The organism is Brucella pituitosa (assembly GCF_003049685.1).
GTDB lineage: Bacteria > Pseudomonadota > Alphaproteobacteria > Rhizobiales > Rhizobiaceae > Brucella > Brucella pituitosa.
This window is the reverse complement of record NZ_PYSY02000003.1, coordinates 40,933-54,807: the sequence shown is the minus strand read 5'-3', so window position 1 is coordinate 54,807 and position 13,875 is coordinate 40,933. Positions and strand designations below refer to the sequence as shown.

The following is a 13,875-nucleotide window of genomic DNA, read 5'->3' as shown; positions in this document are numbered from 1 at the left end:
TTTTGATCGTCCGGCATTGAACGGAATTCAAACCCACATACCCGTAAGGGACCGAGCAGGGCGAGGTATATCTATGACCATCCAAACGCCGGGCATATCACGGAGTGCAGGCATGGCTCGAGAGCAGGCAGGTTGCCGCTTGTGCGGGACACTTCTCAAACACACATTTGTAGATCTGGGCATGTCTCCGCCGTGTGAGAGTTTTCTCACTGTGGAACAACTTGATCACATGGAACCGTATTATCCGCTATATGCTTTTGTGTGCGACCATTGTTATTTGGTTCAGCTAAAAGAATATTTCAGCCCTGCCGATATTTTCACCGAATATGCTTATTTTTCTTCCTATGCTACAAGCTGGGTCAATCACGCTCGGATCTATTGTGATGAAATTACTGAAAAGCTGGGTCTCAACGGAAATAGCTTCGTTGTTGAGATTGCAAGTAACGACGGCTATTTGCTTCAGCATTTCCTACCCAAGGGTATTCCAATTCTGGGAATTGAACCCGCTGCCAATGTAGCCAAAACAGCGATTTCCAAAGGCGTGCCCACCCGTATCGACTTCTTTGGCTCGACCCTTGCCGCGCAAATGGTTGGGGAAGGCGGAAAGGCTGATCTGATCATCGGAAATAATGTTTTGGCACAGGTGCCGGACCTCAATGATTTTGTTCGGGGTATGCAGCTTCTGCTAAAACCTGAAGGTGTTATTACTCTTGAGTTTCCACATCTCGCCAATCTGATCGAGCAAAACCAGTTCGATACAATTTATCACGAACACTTCTCATATTTTTCACTTCTGACGATCCGCTATATGGCTCACCGTCATCATCTCAAGGTGATTGACGTTGAAGAGGTGTCGACGCATGGCGGTTCGCTCCGTGTTTATCTCGCGCACAATGCCAGCAAACGAAAGGCCGGGCCACGCGTTGCAGCGCTTTTGAAACGCGAACAGACATTCGGTCTCAATGAAATTTCCACATATGAACAATTCTCGGAAAAAACACGTCGTACAAAACGGGATCTGCTGTCGTTTCTGATCGCTGCAAAAAATGCGGGTAAACGTATCTGTGGTTACGGCGCGCCTGGGAAGGGCAATACGCTCCTTAACTACTGTGGAATAGGAACTGATTTTCTGGATTTCACAGTTGATCGCAACCCGTACAAACACGGTCGTTTCACTCCCGGTATGCATATTCCGATTTATGATACCTCGATGATTGATAGCTATAAGCCTGATTATATTCTGATCCTGCCCTGGAACTTCAAGGATGAGATTATTCGTCAGATGCAGCATGTGGTCGAATGGGGTGGAAAGTTCATCATACCTATCCCGCATGTCACACTGATCGATCCAGCATTACTCACAGAGGAGCGCTAGATTATGAAGGTCGTTCTTTTCTGCGGTGGCCTTGGCACTCGAATAAGGGAATATTCAGAGAATGTTCCCAAGCCGATGATCCCGCTTGGTCACCAGCCGATCCTCCATCATGTCATGGAGTATTATTCTGATTACGGCCATAACGACTTCGTTTTGTGCCTCGGATACAAGGCAAATGTGGTCAAAGACTTTTTCCTTAACATACGGCCGCAAACATTTGCGGATTGTGTAGTTTCCGATGGTGGACGCAATGTTCGCTTGCTTGAAGAGGTCGATCGCGACTGGAGCGTGACTTTGCTCGACACGGGTATCTGGCGCAACATCGGTGAAAGATTGTGGAGTGCACGTTCACATGTCGAAGGTGAGGATATGTTCCTCGCAAACTACAGCGACGGTCTCAGTGATGTCGACCTCGACGATATGACCGATCGTTTTCACAAGAGCGGTAAACTGGCATGTTTTCTGGCTGTCCGTCCGCCGTTGACATACCATCTTGCCGACATTGCAGAAGGTGGCGATGTCCGCGCTTTCAGAACCTCCAACACCTCTGATATCTGGATAAATGGCGGTTATTTCCTTTTCCGCAAAGAGATATTCGATTACATGCGCGAGGGTGAGGAGCTTGTGTTGGAACCGTTCAGCCGCCTGATCGCCGATAATCAGCTTATGGCCTATAAATATGAGGGTTTCTGGCGTTCGATGGACACGCTACGAGATTGGCAGACTCTCGAGGATATGGTCGAGAAGGGGGATATGCCCTGGAAAAAGCACAAGACAGAAATTAGTGCAGCCAACATCGCGATTGCACTATGATTGATCTGAGTTCCCTGACGCAACTTGGCAGGCCGCTCAGACTGCTCTGTCTGGGCGCGCATTCAGACGATATCGAAATTGGATGCGGAGGAACGCTTCTAAGTCTGATCGGGATGGGAGTCCCTCTGGAGGTAGATTGGTGCGTTTTGTCGGGAGGAGGAGATCGGCGCGCAGAAGCGGAAGCTTCGGCGCGTGATTTTCTTGTTGGAGTGCAAAGAAGCAGAATTCACTTAAAGGATTTTGAGGACAGTTATTTTCCTGCTCAGAGCAGGGCCATCAAAGAGTGGTTGATAGGGCTGCGCAACACAAACCAGCCGGATCTTGTTTTTACGCATAGCCAGGGGGATGCCCATCAGGATCACCGTATGGTTCGGGAACTCACATGGAATGTTTTTCGTGACCAATTAATTCTGGAGTATGAAATTCCCAAATGGGACGGTGATCTGGGGCGACCAAATGCTTATGTTGCATTGTCAGCAGTGGTACTGGAAAAGAAGATTGAACTGCTGATAAAAAACTTCGGCACTCAACGATCCAAAGACTGGTTTGATCAGGAAACTTTTCGTGGAATTGCGCGTTTGCGTGGGATGGAATGCCGCGCCGCTGAAGCATATGCGGAAGCATTTTACGCGCCAAAGATCAAAATCTTTTAAGATCACTGAGATTGAGCAAGAGCTTTGCCATGTGGTCGGGCTTTGATGAAACACGAATGATCGTGACGGGCTAGGCAGTCTTTAGTCGCTTAAAAATCAGTTCTCCAATGGGGATGGCTGATGTGGCGGCTGGCGAAGGCGCATTGCACACATGCAAGCTCCGTTTTGTCTGCAAAAATTTGAAGTCGTGAATGAGGTGGCCTGAATTGGAAACCGCTTGCGCTCTTATGCCAGCTCTGTAAGGAAGCAAGTCGTTTGCTTGAAGTGTGGGGCAATATTTTCGACATTTATCGAGATAGCTTGATTTAAAGACGCTATCCTTTACTTCCTCAATGCCGGACCGCAGATTTTGCGAGATGACTTTCCAAAATCCGGGGAAGCGCGTGTAAGTCATGATGTCATTTAAACTGGCAGAAAATTTTGCATAGCCTTCCCGCGAAAGTCCGAGGACGGCGTTTGGTCCTACGGTCAGGCTCCCATCCATCATTGGAGTGAGATGGATTCCAAGAAACGGCATTGACGGATCAGGCACCGGATAAATCATTCGTTCGACTAAATTATTCAGCTCCGGTTTGAGTGCATAATATTCGCCCCGAAACGGTACGATTTGAAAGTCGATTTCCAAACCAGAGCGTTGCGCGAGGCGATCGGACTGAAGTCCGGCACAGGCAACGATGTATCGGCTTTCCCAGACACCTTTGTTGGTATGAACACGTATGCAATCGCTGCGTTCTTCTACAAAACTGACATCGGTGCCCAAAATGATTGTTGCGCCGCGCGCTTTAATCAGTTCGCCCATTGCACTGGAAACAGCCCGATAGTCAACAATGCCACTTTGTTCAACCAAAAGAGCTTTCAGACCGGTGACGGCGGGCTCCATTTCGATGAGTTCCGACTGATTGATCATCCGACAGTTTATTTTGTTGGCTGCGGCATTTGCCTCAAGCCCATTGAGGCGTTGCAACTCGATATCATTTGTTGCCACGACCAGCTTACCCGGTGTTCGATACGGGATATCGTGTGTGTCGCAAAATTGCTTTGTTGCTCGTTCCCCGGCCCGACATAGTTCAGCCTTCAGGCTACCGGGCTGATAATAGATGCCCGCGTGGATGACGCCGCTATTGTGCCCGGTTTGGTGAGAAGCAAGCGAGAGCTCTTTTTCGAGGAGGAGAATGCGTGCGTCTGGTTCGCTCCTGGTGATTGCCAGTGCGGTTGCCAGGCCAACAATTCCTCCTCCAACAATACAGTATTCGAACATGTTCAAGCTCGATATTATTGCCGCATGAAACCCACGTGATTAGTCACACAACCATTCCAAAGCGTCAACTGAACTTCCGCTTTACTCCGATATGCCAATTACCTCGTTGGTATAAAGGCGTGATCGGTTCCACTGTCTTAAAATACTTATTTGACGGCAAGCCAACGCGCGTGTGCCCGACGCTGCATTGAAGAATTTTGGGCCTAGCATGCGACTTTTTCAGAAAACCAGTCTAATGCTTCAACCGAAGAGAGAAAGGTGCGGTGCTTCCAGATGGTCACAAATAGGAACGATCTTTCCGATCTCTCTCTGTGTTTTTGCTGATTGTGAGATACCGGAGTTTCCGAAAAGCTGCTGATCAACTGGATTTATCCGTGTCTGCACTTAGCCATCGAATGAAGGCGCTTGAAGCACGTCTTGGAGTTAGATTGCTTAATCGAACCAGCCGGAGTGTTGCTCCAACTGCGGCAGGCGCGGTATTGGCAGATAAAGTTGCTGCCGGTCTTGATATCATCAACGGCGGTATTGAAGAATTGCAGGGACAATTCAGCGGTATCGCAGGAAGCGTGCGCATTAACGTGCTCAAGGACGCTGTTCCGCTGTTGCTTCAATCTGTCTTGCCCGTTTTCCGCGAACGTTATCCAAATATTGAGCTGGAAATTGCTGCTGATGACAACTTTCTTGATGTTACGGCAGAGGGTTTTGATGCCGGGCTCAGATATGCTGGCTCTATCCCCGAGGATATGATCGCGGTTGCGATCAGTGAACCGTTGAATTGGGTTGCGGTGGCCTCCCCAGCCTATCTGACGCGCGCTGGACATCCCAAACATCCGGCTGACCTGATGAACCACAACTGCATCAGGATAAGAACGGGGCGAGGTCAGATTTTCCATTGGGAGTTCGATCGCGGGGACGAGAGTTTACAGATTGATGTTCCTGGCTCGCTGATTTCCGGTTCAACAGATGTCTCTATGGCTGCTGCTCTGTCCGGGACCGGCATTGCGTATTGTCTGGAAAAACTGGCTGAACCATATGTGAAAACGGGACAGCTACAAATAATTCTGCCCGAATGGGCCTCTCTTGGTCCTCCACTGGCCTTCTATTATTCCAGCCGCCGCCAGTTGCCTTATGGTCTTCAGATGCTGATCAAAACAATCCGGGAATTACGTCCGATTGATCGTTGAGATAAACTAAATGATCCATTGAACTGACCATGATTGATTCAACCATCAGCGCCCCGTACTTATGTTGATGGAAGATGGGCAAGTAAGCGCATATGAATTCGTATGGAGACGACATGTATATTCCCAATGCAGACCGATATGAAGGTGTCGACTATCGCCGCACTGGCCGTTCGGGTCTGAGGTTGCCGCCGATCTCACTTGGTCTGTGGCAGAATTTTGGAGGTGCTGATGTATTTGAAACAGGTCGCGCCATCATTCGCCGGGCTTTTGATCGCGGTGTTACGCATTTTGACCTCGCCAACAATTATGGCCCTCCATATGGATCGGCAGAAGAGAACTTCGGCAACGTTCTGAAGAAAGATTTCCGCGATCACCGCGACGAACTGGTAATTTCTACGAAAGCCGGTTGGGATATGTGGTCCGGGCCTTATGGTCGGGGTGGTTCTCGCAAGCATGTGCTGGCTTCCCTTGATCAGAGCCTTCAGCGCATGGGGCTCGATTACGTTGATATTTTCTATTCGCATCGCCCAACCAACGACGTGCCACTTGAAGAAACCGTTGGCGCTCTTGTCCAGATGGTTCGTCAGGGCAAAGCGCTTTATATTGGTGTTTCTTCTTACAATCCGGAACGCACTCGGGAAACTGAAGCTCTTTGCGGGCTGAAGGCATCCCGCTATTGATCCATCAGCCATCCTATTCGATGCTCAATCGCTGGATTGAGGAAGAACTTCTTGGAACGCTGGATGCGTTAGGCACGGGTTGTATTGCGTTCTCACCACTGGCGCAGGGGCTTCTGACCTCGAAATATCTTGGCGGTGTACCAAAAGACGCACGTGTTGCCCGAGGCGGATCTTTCAACGAGCGATTGCTCAGTGACGATAACCTTGCGCGCGTTCGCGCGCTTGATGCGATTGCAAAGAAGCGTGGTCAGTCATTGGCTCAGATGGCGATTGCCTGGGTCTTGCGTGATCCTCGTGTGACGTCTGCGCTCGTCGGTGCCCGCACAGTCGAGCAGCTTGATGATTCCCTTGATGCGCTCAAGAACCTGAGTTTCAGCAAGGAAGAGCTCAAGGAAATCGATACCCATGCAGGCGAAGGTAGCGTCGACCTCTGGCGCAATGTGATGCAGCAGAACTAAACGGTTTTAGAACCAGGATGCGCTCAGGCAAATGAGTAGCGCGCCGATCTTTTTTCAATTGGATCGGCGCGCTAATTTCTTGCCCCTAGATAGGATCGTTCAAAGAGGCATTTTTTTGTTTTCAGTGCTTGCCGAAGTCGGTGTAAATATCGGCGCGCGTTTGCGGCACTGCTGAAATCCCGCGTCTGCGTTTAGAGGCCAGAGTCTGATTGATTTGAACTGTCCCTCGTTCAAACGCCAATGCACAGCCCGCCAGATAAAGCACCCAAAGGCGTGCCTTTGGATAGCCAATTTCCTCGATTGCCTTGTCGAAATTTGCATAGAGCCGCTCACACCATAAACGGCACGTCCGGCCATAATGTTCGCGCAGGTTCTCCACATCATGAACCTCAAAGCCGTGTCCTTCGAGATTTTCAACGGTCATGCCGAGATGATCCAATTCCCCGCCTGGGAAAATATACTTCACCAGCGCGAGATGTTCAGCACTTTTACGATTAAAGGCTTTCTTGCTTTTCTTCATGCGACGGGTGATCGCGTGATGCATATAAAGACCGCCGGGACGCAAAAGCCGGTTCACTGCAGTGAAATAACCATCGTAATTTTCGATGCCTACGTGCTCGAACATTCCCACCGACGATATCTTGTCAAACTGGCCGTCTAGCTCAGCATAAGATTTAATGTGGATTGTGATTTTATCTTCAAGGCCCGCCGCCCTGATCCGCTCGCGCGCAAGCGCTGTCTGCGCTTCGGACAGGGAAACACCCGTGCCGGTGACGCCAAAGTTCTGCGCAGCATAGATCAGCAATGCTCCCCAGCCACAGCCAATATCAAGGAGACGATCTCCCGGTTGAAGCCGGAGCTTTCGGCAAATCAGTTCAAGCTTGTCTTTCTGCGCCTGATCAATGTCATTTGCCCAGTCTGTGAAATAGCCGCATGTATAGACCATGCGCTCATCGAGAAACAGCTTATAGAATTCGTTCGACACATCGTAATGATGCGTGATTGCTTCTTTGTTCGATCCGCTAACGAAAGGGGCTTTGCCGTCGACCGCAGCCCGCGCTGCAGACTTGCCCGCGAATACAAGTGCCGGAAGATCCTTCAATAACTGCCATTTCGGCAGTTCTTTAAGTCTTTCCTTGAGTTTGCCGTCGATTTTTGCGTTTGCCAGATCGAAAATTGTACCATTTTTAATATCGACGCGGCCAGATACCCAGATATCGATCAATGAATCATAATTCGGTTTGAGTATAAGTTGTCGAACGATCGTCGGATCATTGATTACGAGCGAGGCGCCTTCGAAGTTTCCAATTCGCGTACCATCCCAAAGCTCGACGTTGAATTGCGGGCGAAGTGTTTCAATAACTGTCCGTATGATACGCACTGACTTGGTTTCTGCAGTCATTCAACGCCTCTCGATGTTTCACAGACAAACGCTCTTCAAACAAACTTAGCCTAAAGCGTTTATCGATTGAATGGCCATAATATTCTATGCTTTACCCTCAAAATCTTGTGTTCTCGTGGCATGTAAGCTCATCTGCGGTTGACCTTCGCCACCCAACATTGACATCGGGGTTTTCACTATCTGTTGAATGAAATTTCGCGCCGATGGTGCGCTTTCGTCCGCCCGAAACAGAACGGCGATTTCAGATGTAATCGGCTTTCCGGCAATAGAACGGAACTCAATATTGGGAAGTCTGACAACGTTTCTTACAGAACTCGGAATGACTGACACACCTGCACCGAGTGAAACCTGTGTGAGAACAGAAAGAAGGCTGCCGGGCTTTGCCACTACATCTAATGGAAAGCGGCCCCGGCGAGCGACTTCATAGGTGCCAAACTCTTGTTCGGGCATTACAAATTTTAATCCCGCGAGTTCACGGGGTGACAACGGTGCACCTTGGGTTACTTTGGGATGGCCTGAACAAAAGGCAATACAGAATACGTCTCTGAGAAGTATATGTGATCGAAGTGAAGAGGGGTAAACCATTGGCAGTCGTACAAAGCCCAGATCGAGCTGCCCCTCTTCGATTAATTTTGGCAAGTCCTCCATGGGATATTCGCGCGCGCGAATGTTGACGCCCGGCCAATGATTAGTGAACTGAGAGATTTGTTCTTGCAGGACGCCAGCATAGGCAGCAGACCCGACGTAACCTATCTCGATCCGTCCTATTTCGCCCCGTCCGGCCCGCCGTCCGGCACTTTCTGCCTTTGCATACTGGTCCAGAACGAGACGGGCTTCATCGAGAAAACCTTGCCCGCCGATGTCAGCATGACTGAGCGCTTGGTCCGTGTGAATAAACGCACAGAAAGAACGCGTTCGATTTCCTGGATCTGGACGGTCAGGGTCGGCGCAGCGATGTTCAAACGCTCAGCTGCACGAGAAAAATGCAATTCTTCAGCCACGGTAATGAAATAACGAAGGTGCCGAAGCTCCATTTGAAGTCTCTTCAATAATTAGTTTGTACCTAATAAATAGCAAAAATAGTAAGAATGAAACAAATTATGAAATCAGCTTAGGTGACGCCATAATTTTAGAAGGAGTCGCCCAATGTCATCACGTATCGCTTTAGCCGTCCTTATGAGTATCAGCGTCACACCAGCCTTAGCACTGGACCTTCCCACCAAGCCTTATCTGACGCTGGAGGCAGCACGAACTGTTCTAACCGCCGCACAAGCAAAGGCGTCTGAGAATGGCTGGCCATGCGTGATTGCTGTGGTCGATGCTGAAGGACTTCCGATCGTTATGGAACGGATGGATAATGCCTCTGTTCTCGCAGGTGTTGATCTGGCTCCCGGCAAAGCTCGAACAGCTGCTCTTTTTCGACGTGAAAGCGGGGCGCTGGAAGATGCAATCAATGGCCCGCGGCCAGCAGCGGTGACAGCGCAGGGCTTTGTCATGATGCGAGGCGGCGTACCTATTACAGTTGATGGCACAGTTGTGGGCGCAATCGGTGTCTCGGCAGATACACCGGACCACGATGAGCAGATAGCGAAGGCCGGCATTGCCGCGTTGATAAAATGACCTTGGACATCGCAGTTGCTCGTCGGAAAGCCAATACGTCCCTCACGCTTTTGACCGCCTCTATCGGTTGCGCCATGACGGTGCTGGATACGAACGTCGTTGCTGTGGTTTTACCAACAATAGCGCGTGATTTCGGTGCGTCTTTCGCCGAAGTTGAATGGGTTATCAGTACCTATGTGTTGTGTTTTGCGTCCTTGCTTCTGCCTGCAGGAGCAATTGCCGATCGCTTCGGCCGCCGCGCGGTCTTTCTGATCGGCATCGGAGCATTTGCGTTGTCCTCCTGGTTATGTGGCGCTGCCCCCTCAGCAGCAGCGCTTTATCTGGCGCGTGCAGCTCAGGGCGTGAGCGCGGCCTTTATGCTTGCGCCCGCACTTGCCATTATCGGGCATACTTTTCACCAGGAAGAAGAGCGTAATCGCGCGTGGGCCATGTGGGGCGCAATCATGGGCCTCACGATGGTCCTGTCACCAATTCTGGGCGGAGTAATCGCTTATGCTTTGGGATGGCGATGGGCCTTCTACATCAATGTTCCAATATGTATCGCTCTCGCACTCGCCGCATTGCGACTGATTGAAGAATCGCGAGACGTGAATGCACGACGGCTGGATCCCTTTGGCTTCGCTTCATTTTCTGCCGCGATGTTTGGAATTACGTGGGGGTTGATCAATGGGCAGGCTCATGGGTGGCTATCTTTCGTTGCACTGAGCGGATTTGCAGCGGGTAGCGTGGCACTCGTTATTTTTGTGATTGCAGAGACTGTCCAAAGCCGCCCGATGCTCGACCTCAGCCTGTTTCGCAATCCCCGCTTTGTCGGCGGAGTGTGGGCAATGTTTGCCTATGCGGCCTGCGCTCAGGTCATGGCTTCCATGCTGCCATTGTTTCTTCAGAACGGTCTTGGGCGAACAGCTTTGCAAGCAGGCTTTGCTATGTTTCCATTCGCCATTGCGATGCTGATTTTCCCCAATGTCGGTCGTCTTCTCAGCAAGCGATTTGGTTCCAGAGAAATTCTTGCACTTGGTCTTCTGATTGTGGGTATGGGAAGCTTATTGACTGCCTGGGGTGCCAGAGATGGCGCGTGGTCCACTGTGATGTGCGGCATGCTGGTTCTTGGCAGCGGAGGCGGTCTTCTCAATGGTGAAACGCAAAAAGCAATTATGTCGGTGGTTCCCAGAGAAAGAGCTGGTATGGCATCGGGCATCAGCACCACATCCCGTTTCTCTGGAATTCTCTTAGGGTTTGCAGTGTTAAGCGGCATACTAGCAAGTGTCGTACGGGGTGCGCTTATTCAGATTAATTGTGCGGACCCGACTTGCACCCCCGCTTTTGCAGAGGCGATTGTAGCAGGCGATTTACCAGCTGCGCTTTCTGGAATTGCGCCTTCCGCACGCGATGCAGCGATGATGATCGCCATGAAGGGATACTCGACGGGCTTTTCCGCAGCACTCACTGTTTCCGCAATCATGGCGATTGTGTCTGCTCTGCTGGTATATGCCCTTATGCGCGCCGGGAACTCGTTGCCAAAGTCATAGAGCATCGCAATTGCCTGGTTCTATGAGGCACAGCATTCCCTGTCGGTTATTATGGTCTCGAATGCGAGACCATAATGATTTTATTGTGGCAGTGGAACTTGGAGCGTATGTGCCGCATTCGAATATACGCCGTAATAAAAGTTAGAAGTTGGAACTATTTTTTATAATGTAATTAAATTCAGTCGATCTGTTCGTTCTTTTTACCGCCTCCTTATGAAACGTTTTGAATAACATTATTCATATAGAGGGCGTCATGTTGAAATCTGGTTTTCTACGTCTTGCTGCAGCTACATTCTTAATTGCTTCGCTTACTCAAATTAGTTCTGCTGAAACACTGCGCTGGACGCGTGCTGCCGATGCCTTGACGCTGGATCCTCATGCGCAGAACGATGGCGTGACGCATGCTATTCTCAATCAAATCTACGAAAGCCTTGTCTGGCGCGATGCTGAGGGCAAACTTATCCCACGGCTTGCAACGGAGTGGCACTTGAAGGAAGGCGATCCGACCACGTGGGTGTTCAAGCTGCGTGAAGGGGCTAAGTTTCACAATGGCGATGATCTGACCGCAGAAGATGTTGTCTTCACGCTGGACCGCGCTCGTTCCGATAAGTCAAATCTTCGCCAGTTGCATGCCGATGTGGAGAAGGTGACTGCTGTGGGTCATCACACGGTTGAGGTAAAACTACGCGCACCCAATGCGATCTATCCGAACAATCTGACCGGTACTTACATTCTCGACAAGACATGGGCAGAGCAAAATGATGCTGCGGACGTGCAGGATATTGCCGCTGGCAAAGACAATTATGCTGTGCGTAACACCAATGGCACTGGCCCTTATATTCTGAAATCACGTGAAGTTGGTGTTCGCACGGTGCTTGAAGCCAACGAGCATCATTGGGCGGAAAAGAAGCCGGAAATTACGGAAATCATCTATACGCCGATTGCAGACAATGCGACGCGTGTTGCAGCCTTGCTTTCCGGCGAGGTGGACTTCCTGCATGAAGTGCCGGTGCAGGATATTGAACGTCTGAGGAATACGCCGGGCATCAAGGTTTCGGTTGGTCCTGAGAACCGTTCAATCTTCCTTGGCTACCGCGTTGATAGCGCGCCGCTTGCGTCGTCGGATGTGAAGGATAAGAATCCTCTCAGTGATGTGCGTGTTCGTGAGGCTTTCGAGCTGGCGATTGACCGCGATGCGATCAAGACCGTAGTTTTGCGCGGTAACTCAGTGCCGACCGGCATTATCGTTCCGCCTTTCGTGCATGGCTGGACTGAGGCGTTGGATGCTTACTCAAAGCCCGATGTAGAGAAGGCGAAAGCGCTGCTTGTGGAAGCCGGTTATCCGCAGGGCTTCACGATCACGCTCGATACGCCAAACAATCGCTACGTCAATGACGAAGCCATTGCGCAAGCGGTTGTCGGTTTTCTGGGACGTATTGGCGTGAAGGTTGCTCTGGCATCGCGTCCATATGCGCAACACGCTCCGCTGCTTATTGACCAGAAATCAGATTTCTACCTGTTTGGATGGGGCGTTCCGACCTTCGACAGCGCCTATAATTTCAATGATCTCGTTCACACCCGTGCAGGGCGCTACGGTGCCTATAACGCGACCGGTTACTCAAACCCGGAAGTGGATAAGAAGATCGAGTCTCTTGGTGCCGAGATCGATCCTGCAAAGCGTGATGCGACTATCGATGAACTCTGGAAACAGGTGAAAGCAGAGCATCTGTATCTGCCATTGCATAATCAGGTTGGTGCCTGGGCGGTGCGAGACAAGTTCAATCTTGAACATCAGCCCGATAACTCGCCGAAGGTTGGACAGGCGACCATCAATAATTGATGACACGAGCGACCCTTTCCGCGTGCCTCCGGGCCACACGGAAAGGGTCGTTCGTTCATATTTCAGGCAGATATTATGATCGGATTTATTATCAGGCGTATCTTTCAATCCATGGGCGTTATGCTGGCCGTGGCTTTGATTGCATTCGCCGTTATTCGCTTTGTCGGCGACCCGCTGGAATCCATCGCCAGTCAGGAAACACGACTGGAGGAGCGACTGGAAATCAAGCAACGCCTTGGGCTCGATCAGCCGGTTTATCTCCAGTTTCTTTCTTTTCTCAAGCGCGGTTTGTCTGGCGATTTTGGTTTGTCTTATAAGCAACAGGAACCGGTGAGCCGTATGATCATTGAGCGGCTGCCAGCAACGCTGGAGCTTGCAATAACCTCATCGCTTATTGCGCTGATCGGCGGTGGAATTCTGGGTGTTTATGCAGCGCTGCGTCCCGCATCGCGCCTGAGCAGCTTTCTCATGACCGCTTCACTCATCGGCGTGTCACTACCCACATTTCTGATCGGTATCGGCCTTATCTATCTCTTCTCTGTTGAACTTGGCCTGCTTCCATCCTTTGGGCGCGGGCAGGTGGTGGCGGTTGGCAGTTGGTGGACGACTGGCTTTTTTAACTGCATCGGGCTGGCGGTCGCTGATCCTGCCAGCAATCACCTTGTCGCTGTTTCAGATGACATTGCTCATGCGGCTGATCCGGGCGGAAATGCTGGAAGTGCTGCGGCAGGATTATATTCGATTTGCAAAAGCACGCGGGCTATCGCGCCGCAGCATCTATTTTGGACATGCGCTGAAGAATACGCTGGTGCCTGTCATCACGGTTGTTGGTTTGCAATTGGGCTCTGTCATTGCCTTCGCAATCGTGACGGAAACGGTCTTCCAGTGGCCGGGCGTTGGGTCACTGTTCATCAGTTCGGTGCAAGCGGTCGATGTGCCAGTAATGGCGGCATATCTCGTGTTCATTTCGCTTGTCTTTGTGATCATCAATCTCATTGTCGATATTCTTTATCATGCTGTTGATCCGCGTCTGCGGTTTGACCGCATTGCTGCGGGAGCGTGA

General features: G+C 50.6%; 11 protein-coding genes and 2 pseudogenes. 9 read left to right on the top strand and 4 right to left on the bottom strand.

Annotated features, from left to right (window positions below):
- Positions 1-73: 73 nt before the first annotated feature.
- The 3 genes from C9380_RS20610 to C9380_RS20600 are packed head-to-tail and all read left to right on the top strand — an operon-like array spanning position 74 to position 2,841.
- Positions 74-1,375 (top strand): class I SAM-dependent methyltransferase, encoded by a 1,302-nt coding sequence (locus C9380_RS20610; RefSeq protein WP_128094824.1) that lies wholly within the window; start codon positions 74-76, stop codon positions 1,373-1,375.
- Between the two features lie 3 nt (positions 1,376-1,378).
- Positions 1,379-2,188: a sugar phosphate nucleotidyltransferase gene (locus C9380_RS20605; protein ID WP_128094505.1), complete on the top strand. Its 810-nt coding sequence runs from the start codon at positions 1,379-1,381 to the stop codon at positions 2,186-2,188.
- On the top strand, positions 2,185-2,841 hold the full coding sequence (locus C9380_RS20600; RefSeq protein ID WP_128094504.1) for a PIG-L deacetylase family protein: 657 nt from the start codon (positions 2,185-2,187) through the stop codon (positions 2,839-2,841). The genes C9380_RS20605 and C9380_RS20600 overlap by 4 nt, the downstream gene beginning before the upstream one ends.
- 70 nt (positions 2,842-2,911) lie before the next feature.
- Here the strand turns inward: C9380_RS20600 and lhgO are convergent, their stop codons facing one another.
- Complete coding sequence (lhgO, locus tag C9380_RS20595; protein ID WP_111785956.1) at positions 2,912-4,099, bottom strand: L-2-hydroxyglutarate oxidase; 1,188 nt, start codon at positions 4,097-4,099, stop codon at positions 2,912-2,914.
- Positions 4,100-4,410: 311 nt separating this feature from the next.
- Between lhgO and C9380_RS20590 the strand changes: the two genes are divergently transcribed.
- Together C9380_RS20590 and mgrA are read left to right on the top strand one after the other, a co-directional pair.
- Positions 4,411-5,283: a LysR family transcriptional regulator gene (locus tag C9380_RS20590; protein WP_252869823.1), complete on the top strand. Its 873-nt coding sequence runs from the start codon at positions 4,411-4,413 to the stop codon at positions 5,281-5,283.
- 113 nt (positions 5,284-5,396) lie between these two features.
- A pseudogene (mgrA, locus tag C9380_RS20585) lies at positions 5,397-6,421 on the top strand (L-glyceraldehyde 3-phosphate reductase).
- 121 nt (positions 6,422-6,542) lie between these two features.
- Here the strand turns inward: mgrA and C9380_RS20580 are convergent.
- From C9380_RS20580 to C9380_RS27130, 3 genes are all read right to left on the bottom strand, one after another.
- The gene (locus C9380_RS20580; protein ID WP_105707081.1) at positions 6,543-7,823 is read right to left on the bottom strand and encodes an SAM-dependent methyltransferase; all 1,281 of its coding nucleotides are present in this window, start codon (positions 7,821-7,823) and stop codon (positions 6,543-6,545) included.
- Between the two features lie 84 nt (positions 7,824-7,907).
- The gene (locus tag C9380_RS20575; RefSeq protein ID WP_252869846.1) at positions 7,908-8,540 is read right to left on the bottom strand and encodes a LysR family substrate-binding domain-containing protein; all 633 of its coding nucleotides are present in this window, start codon (positions 8,538-8,540) and stop codon (positions 7,908-7,910) included.
- A 47-nt stretch (positions 8,541-8,587) separates the two neighbouring features.
- Positions 8,588-8,857, bottom strand: coding sequence for a LysR family transcriptional regulator (locus C9380_RS27130; RefSeq protein WP_217284102.1), 270 nt, complete (start codon positions 8,855-8,857; stop codon positions 8,588-8,590).
- Between the two features lie 112 nt (positions 8,858-8,969).
- Here C9380_RS27130 and C9380_RS20570 point away from each other — a divergent pair, with 112 nt between their 5' ends.
- From C9380_RS20570 to C9380_RS20555, 4 genes and pseudogenes are all read left to right on the top strand, one after another.
- Complete coding sequence (locus tag C9380_RS20570; protein ID WP_105707077.1) at positions 8,970-9,443, top strand: GlcG/HbpS family heme-binding protein; 474 nt, start codon at positions 8,970-8,972, stop codon at positions 9,441-9,443.
- Positions 9,440-10,972 (top strand): MFS transporter, encoded by a 1,533-nt coding sequence (locus tag C9380_RS20565; RefSeq protein WP_105707076.1) that lies wholly within the window; start codon positions 9,440-9,442, stop codon positions 10,970-10,972. The genes C9380_RS20570 and C9380_RS20565 overlap by 4 nt, the downstream gene beginning before the upstream one ends.
- A gap of 253 nt (positions 10,973-11,225) precedes the next feature.
- A complete protein-coding gene (locus C9380_RS20560) occupies positions 11,226-12,812 on the top strand; it encodes an ABC transporter substrate-binding protein (RefSeq protein WP_128094503.1) in 1,587 nt (528 codons plus the stop codon).
- A gap of 75 nt (positions 12,813-12,887) precedes the next feature.
- A pseudogene (locus tag C9380_RS20555) lies at positions 12,888-13,875 on the top strand (ABC transporter permease).